At 44.4% G+C, this 12,191-nt stretch carries 11 protein-coding genes and 1 riboswitch; all 11 genes read right to left on the bottom strand.

The window, feature by feature from the left end; translation table 11 throughout:
- Positions 1-3: 3 nt before the first annotated feature.
- The gene (locus FYJ53_RS03975) at positions 4-405 is read right to left on the bottom strand and encodes an NIL domain-containing protein (RefSeq protein ID WP_013381906.1); all 402 of its coding nucleotides are present in this window, start codon (positions 403-405) and stop codon (positions 4-6) included.
- Positions 405-1,565 carry a homocysteine biosynthesis protein gene (locus tag FYJ53_RS03970; protein WP_041690402.1) on the bottom strand — a complete coding sequence of 387 codons (1,161 nt, stop codon included), beginning with the start codon at positions 1,563-1,565 and terminating at the stop codon, positions 405-407. Before FYJ53_RS03970 ends, FYJ53_RS03975 begins: the two co-directional genes overlap by 1 nt.
- Positions 1,566-1,626: 61 nt before the next feature.
- Positions 1,627-1,730: riboswitch (SAM riboswitch) on the bottom strand.
- Positions 1,731-1,927: 197 nt separating this feature from the next.
- A protein-coding gene (prfB, locus tag FYJ53_RS03965; protein ID WP_371720340.1) for a peptide chain release factor 2 occupies positions 1,928-3,029 on the bottom strand; the annotation gives its coding sequence in 2 pieces (ribosomal slippage) (positions 1,928-2,965 and positions 2,967-3,029; 1,101 coding nt in all).
- An 18-nt stretch (positions 3,030-3,047) separates the two neighbouring features.
- Positions 3,048-5,603, bottom strand: a complete 2,556-nt coding sequence (secA, locus tag FYJ53_RS03960) for a preprotein translocase subunit SecA (RefSeq protein ID WP_090413190.1) — start codon at positions 5,601-5,603, stop codon at positions 3,048-3,050.
- A gap of 148 nt (positions 5,604-5,751) precedes the next feature.
- The gene (locus FYJ53_RS03955) at positions 5,752-7,470 is read right to left on the bottom strand and encodes a DUF5317 family protein (RefSeq protein WP_143074424.1); all 1,719 of its coding nucleotides are present in this window, start codon (positions 7,468-7,470) and stop codon (positions 5,752-5,754) included.
- 148 nt (positions 7,471-7,618) lie between these two features.
- Positions 7,619-8,152, bottom strand: coding sequence for a ribosome hibernation-promoting factor, HPF/YfiA family (gene hpf, locus FYJ53_RS03950; protein ID WP_013381912.1), 534 nt, complete (start codon positions 8,150-8,152; stop codon positions 7,619-7,621).
- Between the two features lie 462 nt (positions 8,153-8,614).
- On the bottom strand, positions 8,615-8,782 hold the full coding sequence (locus tag FYJ53_RS03945; RefSeq protein WP_013381913.1) for a hypothetical protein: 168 nt from the start codon (positions 8,780-8,782) through the stop codon (positions 8,615-8,617).
- Positions 8,783-9,010: 228 nt separating this feature from the next.
- A complete protein-coding gene (gene scfB / locus FYJ53_RS03940) occupies positions 9,011-10,360 on the bottom strand; it encodes a thioether cross-link-forming SCIFF peptide maturase (protein WP_090413187.1) in 1,350 nt (449 codons plus the stop codon).
- An 88-nt stretch (positions 10,361-10,448) separates the two neighbouring features.
- On the bottom strand, positions 10,449-10,589 hold the full coding sequence (gene scfA / locus FYJ53_RS03935) for a six-cysteine ranthipeptide SCIFF (protein ID WP_013381915.1): 141 nt from the start codon (positions 10,587-10,589) through the stop codon (positions 10,449-10,451).
- Positions 10,590-10,614: 25 nt separating this feature from the next.
- Positions 10,615-11,058 carry a preprotein translocase subunit YajC gene (gene yajC, locus FYJ53_RS03930; RefSeq protein ID WP_013381916.1) on the bottom strand — a complete coding sequence of 148 codons (444 nt, stop codon included), beginning with the start codon at positions 11,056-11,058 and terminating at the stop codon, positions 10,615-10,617.
- Positions 11,059-11,076: 18 nt separating this feature from the next.
- A complete protein-coding gene (gene tgt, locus FYJ53_RS03925; RefSeq protein ID WP_013381917.1) occupies positions 11,077-12,186 on the bottom strand; it encodes a tRNA guanosine(34) transglycosylase Tgt in 1,110 nt (369 codons plus the stop codon).
- Positions 12,187-12,191: the final 5 nt, after the last annotated feature.

Raw genomic sequence — 12,191 nt, 5'->3', positions numbered from 1 at the left:
GTCCTAAATAAGGGTATGGATGGCGCGGACCGGGCAGGCTTTAATACAAAGTGCGCATTCCAGACATTTTTCGGGATGATAGGTCAGGAGCCAATTCTCATCCATATCCAGAGCTCCCACAACACAGGCGGCAGTACAGGCGCCGCAATCCACACAGCGGTCCTTATCCACCTCAATGACAGAGACGACCTCCTTAACGTCAACGCCGCTCTTTTTAATAAAGGCGATCCCTTTCTCAATGTTATCCTCTGAGCCAGAAACTTCAAAAAGCAGGGTGCCGTTCACGTCATCATCGACAAAAGCCTTTAAAATATTCAGCTGCAAATCATAATCCCGGATCAGCTGGCTTGCAATGGGTTTGCCGGTTGCTTCTTTTGGGAAGTTCAAAACAATTTTTTTTACCATTATTTGTTACCCCCTTCTTTTATTTTCAGGCTGTTAAGCGTATTGTTGACCGGGAATTTCATTACAGGTTCCTGGAGGAAAAACTCACCTTTTTTTATCCATCCTGTCAGCTCATCTGCAATAGTTCTTGCCTTTGTAAGGCTGGAGAGCGGCGAGGTCCGGATCTTTTTCCCATCGATTTCGACAGACCCGCTGCGCAGCTCTGCATAGCTGACCTTTTTAATGACTGGCCGGTCTTTATCGCTGTAGTCCATGATATTTGTATGGAGCTCTGCGTCTGTTACTGAGACAAACTGCATCATTTCTTCATCTAAAATAGGAATTGGTATCCCAATCCCCACAAACATGGATACTCCATAGCGTTCAAAAACAGCTGGCTGAATGTATTTTGTGTTCATCTCACGCATTTCGCCCATGACGGCCAGTGTCCCTGCTCCGCCCAGCGGATATCCTTTGTCATCCCGGGCGCCTCCTGAATTAAACTGAGTCCCCATCCATGAGACATAGCCTTGAGCACCGGCTAAGAAAATGCGCGTACCCATACCGATGGTTTTATACAGCGGATCATTCAGTAATGGACTGAGGGCCCCGGCAGTACTATAGGTGATGTTTCCCATATTGGGGTGTAAAATTCCCATATAAGTGTAGATACGTTTTTTTGAGGTATTGATGGCCGCATTATAGTTCTGATAGCAGTTTCTCGGATTGTAAAGGTAAGCTTCGTTCATGTCCTTCAGCCCTACCCAGGTATCGATTTCCTTTCTCGGATAGCAGTCTGTCCCTGGCGAGGTGGCGTGGAGATGTACTTCCTTACCGTCAATCAAATCGCAGATGACGTGTGCACCGCCATATTCTGCGCCTTTATCTGAAGATGGCTGTGTTGCTCCAATGTAGGTATCGACAGCCGCCAGTCCACCGTAGGCTTCAACATTGTTCAGCTCAATCTCTGCCATACGGATCGGCGGATCGGCGTGTCCAAAATTTAAAAAGGCGCCGGATGAGCACATGGGCCCAAAAGTAGCTGTTGTAACAACATCCACATACTCTGCCGCTTCTTTTGTTCCGCGTTCCTTAACAATATCAATAACTTCTTCGGCTGTGACAATGACGGCCTCGCCTCTGGCAATTTTCTCATTAATTTCCTGATAAGTCTTTGGCATATTTACTCCTTCTCTTTCTATAAAAAAACTCATTTTCACCAAATGAAAATGAGTCTGCTTTAGATTATCTTTCATTTCATGAAAAGAAATGCTGGATTTGGCACCACGCTTACGCAGGTTGCCGGGTTTCATTGGGCCAGTTCCCTCTACCACTCTTGATAATTCGATTATTCAATTGTACGCTGTATACTAGTATAGCAAAAAACAAATTTAAATGCAATCACGATTTACAATTCATTTTCTGACATTTGTTTTTTCAATAAACAACCTCTTAAATAAATGCAGGCACACGCCAAAACGGCGTGTACCGCAATATATAGTGTTTTATTTCTTTTTTAATTCTATTTCGTCCATATCTCGTTTTACTGCTGTGCAGCTGTCTGCTGGAGATAGGCATTCATAAACTGGTCTAAGTCACCATCCATGACCGACTGGATATTGCCGACTTCCACATTGGTACGGTGATCTTTAACCATATTATATGGGTGGAACACATAAGAACGAATCTGCGATCCCCAGGCAATCTGGCTATAATCGCCCACAACGTCATCCAGCTTTTCTTTCTGTTCCTGCTCCATGATCTCAACCAGCTTACCCTTGAGCATGTTCATCGCCACCTCTTTATTCTGATGCTGGGAGCGCTCGTTCTGGCACTGCACAACAACACCAGTCGGAATATGGGTAATTCGGATAGCCGATGAGGTTTTATTGACATGCTGGCCGCCTGCACCGCTTGCGCGGTAGGTATCCACACGGATATCATCCGGGTTGATTTCAATTTCCACACTGTCATCAACCTCTGGTGTAACATCCAGAGATGCGAAGGAAGTATGCCGGCGGCCTGAAGAGTCAAAGGGTGAGATGCGTACCAGACGGTGGACACCTCTCTCTGTTTTCAGATAGCCATAGGCGTTAATGCCTTCGATAAGTAAAGTGGCGCTTTTGATACCGGCAACATCCCCGGGCTGTAAATCGAGCGATTTAACCTTAAAGCCTTTACGCTCTGCCCAACGGGTATACATTCTGAGCAGCATTTCCGCCCAATCCTGGGATTCGGTACCACCGGCGCCTGGGTGCAGTGAGATAATGGCGTTATTGCTGTCATACTCACCGGACAGGAGGGTTTCCAGCTTGAATTTCTCAAGCTCTTTTCCAAAAGCCTCAATGGTATCTGGGAGCTCGTCCATTTCTTCTCCCTCATCGATCAGTTCAAACATGACGAGGATATCATCAAGATTATCCTTCAGCTTATCGTACTCACCTTTTTTCTGGCGCAGGATTTTCAGCTCCTTCAAAACCTTCTGGGCTTTTTGCTGATCGCTCCAAAACTCTGGTGATTCGGTCTGGGCGTTCAGTACTTCTATTCTTTCACTGACGGCTGGTAAGTCAAAGTGAATCCCTCAAATCCGTCAGTTCTTTTTCCTTTTCATTGACACTCTGTCTGCATTCATAGAGATCAATCACGACATCACATCCTTACTTTTATAAATTTGCGCCGCAGCACTTCTTATACTTTTTACCGCTGCCGCAGGGGCAGGGATCATTGCGGCCAACCTTCTTATTTCTGGCGGCTGCGGGCCGGCCTTCAATTTCACTTTCATTGGTTTTAACATCCTCCATATTGACGTTCCGCTGCTGCTGGGGCGCCTTCTGGATTTTAATATTATAAAGGTACTTGACCGTGTCTTCCTGGATTCTCAAAATCATATCCTCGAACATGGCAAAACCCTCTTTTGTGTATTCCTTAACAGGGTCATTCTGTCCGTAAGCACGCAGGCCAATCCCTTGTTTCAGCTGTTCCATATTGTCAATATGTTCCATCCAGGCAGCGTCAACGCTTCTCAAAAGAATCGCGCGCTCAAGCTCCTGCATATTAGCATCGCCCAGTGTTTTTTCTTTTTCTTCATAGTTATTCCGGCAGTACTGAAGAATCGCATTTTTGAGGACATCACGGCTTTCAGGCTCTTTGGGCAGGTTCAGTGTTGCCCCTTCAGCCACCAGTGTCTTTTCAAAGTAGTTGTTCAGACCTTCAAGATCCCAGTCATCGTAATAGTCTCCGCCATTGGTGTACATTTCCACATAGCTGTCAACCATATCTTCGGTCATTTTCCAGATCTGTTCATGCATATTCTGCCCGTCGATAACTTGCTGACGCTGCTCATAGATAATTTCTCTCTGGCGGTTCATGACATTATCATACTGAAGGACGTTTTTACGGATATCAAAGTTTCTTGCTTCCACGCGCTTCTGCGCACTTTCAATCCCCCTGGTCAGCATTTTATTTTCGATGGGCGTATCCTCATCGAGGCCAATGCTCTCAACCATGCTCTGAATTTTTTCCGAACCAAAAATACGCATCAGGTCATCTTCCAGGGAGACAAAAAACTGTGAGGAGCCCGGGTCACCCTGACGTCCGGAACGGCCTCGCAGCTGGTTGTCGATACGGCGGCTCTCATGGCGCTCTGTCCCAATAATATGAAGCCCGCCCAGCTCCTGGACACCTTCTCCGAGGACGATATCCGTACCACGGCCCGCCATATTGGTGGAAATGGTAACGGCATCCATCTGACCGGCATTTGAGACAATCTCCGCTTCACGTTCCAGATATTTTGCGTTCAGAACATTATGCTTAATACCTTCTCTCTTAAGGTATTTACTTAAAAGTTCTGACTTCTCAATGGAAATCGTCCCGATCAGAATCGGCTGTCCGGTGGCATGGCGCTGCTTAACCTCTTCGGCCACCGCCTTGAATTTCCCCTCTTCACTTTTGTAGACAAGGTCGTTCATATCATTACGAACCATCGGTTTATTGGTCGGGATCGTTACAACGTTCAAATTATAAATGGTGTTGAATTCTTCTTCCTCAGTCTTTGCTGTACCGGTCATACCGGAAAGCTTGTTGAACATCCGGAAATAGTTCTGGAAGGTAATGGTCGCCAGTGTTTTAGACTCACGATTGACCTTTACATGTTCCTTGGCTTCAATGGCCTGATGCAGACCATTGGAATAACGGCGGCCTGGCATCAAACGGCCTGTAAACTCATCAACAATAATGATTTCGCCGTCCTTGACGACATAGTCGCGGTCCTTAAACATCAGAGCATTGGCGTGCAGAGCCTGATTGATATTATGGGAAATTTCCATATTATCCACATCGGCCAGATTATCCAGTCCAAAATATTTTTCAGCCTTTTCCACACCCTTTTCCGTCAGCATAACGGATTTTGCCTTTTCATCCTTGGTATAGTCGCCCTTTTCTTCAATGGGTCGGTCATCATCCTTTTCGTCTCCATCCCAGGTGTCTTCCTTGAGGCGCTTGACAAACATATCCGCCTGTTCATACAGCTTGGTACTTTTGTCACCGCTGCCTGAAATAATCAATGGGGTTCTGGCTTCATCAATAAGGACGGAGTCCACTTCATCGATAATGGCGTAATTAAGCACACGCTGTACCTGCTGCGCTTTCTGGGAGGCCATATTGTCACGCAGATAATCAAAGCCAAATTCATTGTTGGTTCCGTAGGTGATGTCTGCATTGTAAGCCTCAATCTTTTCGTCGAAGCTCAGGCCGTGAACCACCAGACCAACTTTCAAGCCTAAAAACGCATGCACTTTTCCCATCCACTCGCTGTCACGTTTAGCCAGGTAATCATTGACGGTTACGATATAAACGCCTTTTCCCTCAAGGGCGTTCAAATAGGCCGGCAGAGTAGACACAAGCGTTTTCCCTTCACCGGTTTTCATTTCCGCGATATTCCCCTCATGAAGGACCATGCCGCCAAGCAGCTGGACCGGGAAATGCTTCATTCCAATTGAACGGTAGGCCGCTTCACGGACAGTGGCAAAGGCCTCAACCAGAATGTCGTCTAAGGTCTCGCCATTTGCCAGACGCTCCTTTAACAATGCGGTCTGATTCTTCAATTCTTCATCTGACATGGCGCTGTATTGATCTTCCAATGCCAGGATTTTATCTACTTTTTTTTGCAGTCTTTTGATCTCTTTTTTATTGACATCAAATATTCCATCTAAAAACCCCAAAGTATTCACTCCTTACAGTTATATAAAAATTATTTAATTCGATATTAAGCACACTTACAGAACAGTATAACATATTTTGTCCATTATACCAAAAAAACTTAAAAGGGATTGAAGTTTTTTAACTTCAATCCCCACATCTTAATTATTTTTAATCTTTTTTCTTACGCCAGAACACGACATCCTTGCCGTCAACATTCAGCTTAACACGTTCGTATCCGGCTCTTTCGCGTTCTTCATCCGGATCTGCCGAACTCGCTTTCACGTCAGCACTGCTATTTTGGACGGATGGCTGCTGCGAAACGGTTACTGTGTTAACAGGTGCTGCCGGTTCTTCAATCGGAGGTGTAATGACCGGTTCCGCCGGCTTTTGAACAGCCGCAGCAGCCTGTTGGGCTGCAATGGTCTGGGCCTGAAGCTCTTCCGGTGTAATCTGGCGGTGGACGGGCTGGGCTTCTGTTACTGCCTGAGCCTTAGCGACAGCCGCAGCGCGGGCCACAGCCTTTTCTGCTGCAACCTTTTCGCGTTCTGCTTTAAAGGGCTCCTTAACATCGACATATCTGGTACGGCGGCGTTTGCGGGCACGGATACGTTCCTGTTCCTGATTAACCTGCTGCCAGATACTGAGCATATCATCTTCTGTGCGTTCTTCTTTTTCTGTATTAATCATAGTTGCTCCATATTCCGGATTACTGACAATTTTATCATCCTCAACAACAAACGGCGTCTTTTCCTCAACAACCACTGGCTGCGGCTGGGGAACCGGCTCGATATTGATCACTGGCTCCTGAATAACAACACGTTGTTCCGGGACTTTTTCCTCCGGTTTTTCTTCAGTTTTAATTTCTTCCTGTTCCTTTTCAAAGGCTAGCTTGCCCTTTTCCTTTTCAGCATAGAATGATTGGGTAAAGAAACCGGAAACCGGTCCTGTATCTTCATCTGAAAAATCTTCTTTTACTTCTGAAGGCTCGTAGGTTCCGATATCCTTGATCGCCGTAAATACCTTTGTATCCTGACTCGGATCATATTCATCCAGAATTGACTTACCCATGCTGCTGTCACCACCATTATTCTGAATTTCAGCAATGGCTTCTGGTGTAAGCTTCGGAATAACATCGGTCATACTCTCAAAAGAGCCTTCAAGGTTTTCAATTGGGTCTTCCTCAAACTCTTCTTCCGGGTAGTAATCGTCGTTTTCATCATCGTAATCATCAAAGAAGTCGTCCTCTTCATCCTCATCCGGTGGCAGAATATAGTCTTCCTCGCCAATCGGTTCGTCTTTGTTAAAGACAGAATCTGCAGGAACACGGTTCATCGCGTACTGAACCCAGCCGATAAGGCCTATAAAAACAACGGCACTGCCAATACTGAAACCGCCGATACTGCCGATATACTGCATAAATCCGCCGACAAACGGAATGGGAACATTAACTCCCAGCACCCAGAGTCCGCTCTGCTGCATAACCGCATATACGGCATTTGTTCCTTCGTTAATACTTGTGGCAAAAGCCGAGGTCGCCGGAAGCGATTCAACAATTTTTGATGCCACAGGCATCTTGCCGCCGTTGATAAAGGTGACAATAAAATTTGCTGTAATACCCACCGCCATCATAATGGTCCAGAAATCATCCAGATTAAAGACCAGCATAACTAAAATCAAAATGTAGCTGATAAAATTGACCACTGGTAAAAATGCATCAACCGCTTCGATACCGCCAGTATAATAATACAGATGGAGTCCAAACTGCAAAATAATTCCGATAATTCCCAAAGGCAGCAAGGAGATTTTCTTCGCTTTGAAGCCTTTAAAGCTCCCGCCTCTGATAAAGCCAATGATTAGTCCTAGTATAATTGCTATTAGTACAAACATAACTTCCCTACCCTCTGTATTTATTCTGAAAAGTAAACACGTATTCTAATGACATTATATTACATCTATTTTAAATCAAAAGATTTATTATGTCAAACAAAAACACCCGTTAAATACTACTTCTTAACGGGTGTTAGGGGTTATTTTACTAGAAAATCGGCTCGATCAGGCCGTAGTTTCCGTCTTTTCTCATGTAAACAACGTTAACATCCTCGGTTTCCGCATTTAAAAATACAAAGAAATCATGTCCTAAAAGCTCCATCTGCATGGTTGCTTCGTCGACTGACATTGGTTTGACAGCAAATTTCTTTGTGCGCACGACCTTTGGCGGATGTTCTTCGTAATCTTCCATTGGTTCAAGACCGTCCAGGTTATATTTCAATGCTTCTTCAGCGTAACGTTTTTGCAGTTTTGTTTTATGTTTTCTTAACTGGCCTTCCAGCTTGTCAACAACAGCTTCAATGGAGCCGGCCATGTCTTCACTTTTTTCTTCAGCTCGTAAAATTGTTTTACCCATCGGTATGGTTATTTCCAGCATCTGGAAGTTTTTTTCCTTGCTGAACGTGGCATACACTTCTGTCTCCTGCCCAAAGTAGCGGTCAAATTTTTCGAACTTTTTCCTGAGTGCTTCTTTTAAACCTTCTGATACATGCATGTTTTTTCCGTAAATTGTGAATTTCATAATGATAACTCCTTTCAAAAGGTCACTGTACCAGCACATTAAAACGATTAACAAAAATCGTCATCCTGTACTGGTGATGGCAATATTATACCATAACTCACACGAAAATGCACATACAAATTGTTACAATAATGTAACAAGGAGGCCAAAGGCCTCCTTATGTCCCGCTTGACCTGGTTTTTTCCCCCACACTCGCCAGCTGGGAGTTTAGCTCAAGGTTTATATCACAACTCCTCCTCTCGGCTTTACGCCGGCTGGTCTTACATCTAGGCCGCACTATGATCAGCTTTCCGCTTTTAGAAAGCCTTACGTGGATCGCTTCGCCTGCGACTGGCATCGACTTTCAACCACAAACACAGGACCACTTCATTATAAAGAAACCTTTAAGGACTGTCAAGCGTCCAAAAAATAAAGAAACAGGTACGTTTAAGCTGCACCTGTTTTAATAACCTATTTAAATTTTCACTTTAATTCTTCAACGTCATCGATGGACAGACCTGTGATCTTCGCTATCTCTGCAACCGGATAATCACGATCAATCATGGTGCTCGCAATTTTCAAGCGAACATCTGCTTCGCTATCATTTCCCATACCAGGCACGGTGTGGTCAACTACAGTTCGATACAACATCTGATTATCTCCTTTCAGCTTTCGCTCGTATTTCGTCTGCTTTTCCACAGCGATTAGATTTGCAATTCCTATTTACGAAACACATTATATCCATCACCGATTTTTTTTCAAGTGTTTAACGCTTTCAAAAATAGAATTCTTAAGTTTTCTCCACCACTATTGTCTTGTTTCATAAAAAAACCTCCATCAAATGGAATGGAGGTTTTTTGTTACTCAACTATTTTATTGTCAGACATTTCCTTCAAGAATGTTGATCATAATGGCGTTTTCCACCCGGCGGCGTTCAATCTCACAGGCGACATCGTAGGGTTCCATCACAGTATGGTTGAAGTTATAGGCGTTTGCGTGACAGCCTCCACCGCAGAAATATTTACACCAGCAGCTCTGGCATTTTTCTTTTTGCAGGAGATTTGCCTTACCGAATTCGTCCTTGATTTCGGGGTGCTGAATGCCTTCATCCACTGTTCCCATCTTAAATTCCTCATTGCCGACAAACTGGTGGCAGGGATAGATATCCCCTTCAGGTGTCACCGCGACGTAGTCACGGCCGGCTCCGCAGCCCGACAGGCGTTTATAGACACATGGACCATTGCTCAAGTCAATATTAAAATGGAAAAAATTATAATCCAGGCCTTTTTCATGGCGGTTGAGATAATCCAGAGCCAGTTTATCATATTCTGCCAGAATCTGGTCGACGTCTTCTCTCAAAATTGCGTAATCGTGCTCTTCCTCTGCAACGACAGGCTCCACAGAAATGCTTCTAAAGCCTTCCTCCGCCAGGAAATTCACATCCTCGCCGAAGTCCAGATTATGCTTGGTATAGGTGCCGCGGACATAGTAATCCTTTTTACCCTCGCGCATGGCCGCCATCTTCTTGATTTTGTCAATGATGATGTCGAAGGAGCCCTTGTCATTGACTGTTCTTCGCATATTGTCATTCACGCATTTTCTTCCATCAAGGCTCAAAACCACATTGTCCATATTTTCGTCGATATAAGCCATATTTTCATCGTCTAAAAGCACACCGTTGGTGGTGATTGTAAATTTAAATTTCTTGTGATAACTTTCTTCCTTACTTCTGGCATAGTCCACCAGCTCTTTAACCACATCAAAATTCATGAGCGGCTCACCGCCAAAGAAATCAACTTCCAGGTTCTGGCGGTCTTTTGACTGTTCAATGATGAAGTCAATGGCTTTCTTTCCGACTTCCAGAGGCATCAGCAGCTTTTCGCCGTTAAAATCCCCCTGGGAAGCAAAGCAGTAGTTGCATTTCAGATTGCAGTCATGGGCGACATGGAGGCAGAGGGCTTTGACCAGATCGTGATTTTTGTAGACATCCGGGTCATAGTCGTTTTTCGTAAAAATCATTTTCTGTTCTTCAAGCATTTCAAGCTCCAGAATAACCTCCAGAAGCTCCTCCTCCGGATACTTACGCTTCAGCTTTTCAACGATCTGGTCCCGGCACATTTCTTTATAATCGTCCAGAACTTCATAGGTCATCTCGTCCACTGTCAGCACGGTGCCGCTGTTGACATCCAAAACGATGTAGAGACCATTTAAATAAAACTTATGTATCATGATTATCTTCTTTCTTAACTTTCTTTTCCAAAATTTTATGCAAAGAAAAAGCAGTAAACACTGTTACTGCTTTTTCGCAAACTCATAATTATTTAGATTGTTTACACTGCTGGTTTCCCACTGTGCAGGAAGTTTTGCAGGCAGACTGGCAGGAAGTCTGGCATTCACCGCAGCCTTTGTTTTTAACATCAGCTAAAGTACCTTTTTTAACGATTGTGATGTGTTTCATCTCATTCACGCTCCTTTATGCAGTTTTATTTTTTGTCTTCATCGACTTCTTCGCCAACTTCAACATTTTCATCGGTCACATCTTCAAATTCAGCGTCCTCTACAGGGCTGTCATTGTAATCCTGAGTTTCCTGTACTTCTTCAATGGTTTCAGGTTCTGAAACAGATTCGGTTGTTTCTTCCTCGGTATCATCTTCCGTCTCTTCACGTTTGATTACCTTTGAAACAGCACTTTTAACGATCATTGCCTTATGGAAATCCGGAAGCATTTCGAGGACGATATTTTCATCATCGATTGCATAAATTATCCCATAAAAACCACCAATTGTCAAAATTTCATCCCCTGGCTTCATGTTGTCCCGCATTGCCTGTATTTCTTTTTTCTGCTTATTCTGTGGACGCATAATAAAGAAATAAAAGAAAACAACGAGCAGGATCAGCGGAAGAAAAGTCACTAAACCATTCTGCATTCTAAATTCTCCTTAATGTTATATTCCGTATTTTTGAAAAAAACTTTCCTTGAACGCTAAAAGATTGTCTTCCATAATAGCATTCCGTACCTTTTCCATAAGCTTAAGTGTAAAGTATAAATTGTGATATGTCAATAACCTTGCGCCCAAAATTTCATTGCATTTTACCAAATGGCGTAAGTAAGCCCTTGTATAATTTCGACAAACGAAACAATCACATTCCGGGTCTAATGGCGTAAAATCTTCCTTGTAGGTCGCGTTGCGCACGACCACTTTTCCCTGACTGGTCATGGCCGTTCCGTTTCTTGCGATACGGGTCTGGAGCACACAGTCAAACATATCGACACCGCGGATTACACCTTCCAAAAGTGCATCCACTGAGCCGACTCCCATAAGGTAACGCGGCTTGTCTTTTGGTAAAAGCGGAACTGTCGCATCAAGAATCCGGTACATGGTATCTTTGGACTCCCCAACGCTCAAACCGCCGATGGAATAGCCCGGAAAATCAATTTCAGTCAGCCCTCTCACGCTTTCTGCCCGGAGGTCCTCATACATACCGCCCTGCACGATACCAAAAAGCGCCTGATCATCCGGACGCCTGTGGGCATCCTTACAGCGCTTTGCCCAGCGGGTGGTCATTTCCATGGATTTTTTGGTGTACTCATAATCCGCATCTGCCGGGGCACACTCATCAAAGCACATAATGATATCCGCACCGATCGTGTTCTGCATATCAATGGATTTTTCCGGAGACATAAAGTGCCGGGAACCGTCTAAATGTGAACAAAACTCCACACCTTCTTCTGTAATTTTTCTTAAATCATTTAAGGAAAAAACTTGGAATCCGCCGCTGTCTGTGAGGATCGGGCGGTCCCAGTGCATAAATTTATGCAGCCCCCCTGCCTTCTCCATAATTTCTTGTCCAGGCCGCAGGTAAAGGTGGTAGGTATTGCCAAGAATGATATTGGCATCCATCTCCTCCAGATCCTCACTGGTCATAGACTTAACCGTCGCCTGTGTTCCAACCGGCATAAAAATCGGTGTATTGATGACACCGTGGCTGGTATGGATTTTACCAAGCCGGGCCCCGGTGTGTTTATCTTCTTTGATTAATTCGTATCTGAACATTCAGT

This window comes from Eubacterium sp. BL-380-WT-2B (assembly GCF_009696115.1).
Lineage (GTDB): Bacteria > Bacillota > Clostridia > Eubacteriales > Eubacteriaceae > Eubacterium > Eubacterium callanderi.
The sequence above is the reverse complement of the archived record's forward strand: the minus strand, read 5'-3'. Positions and strand labels throughout refer to the sequence as shown.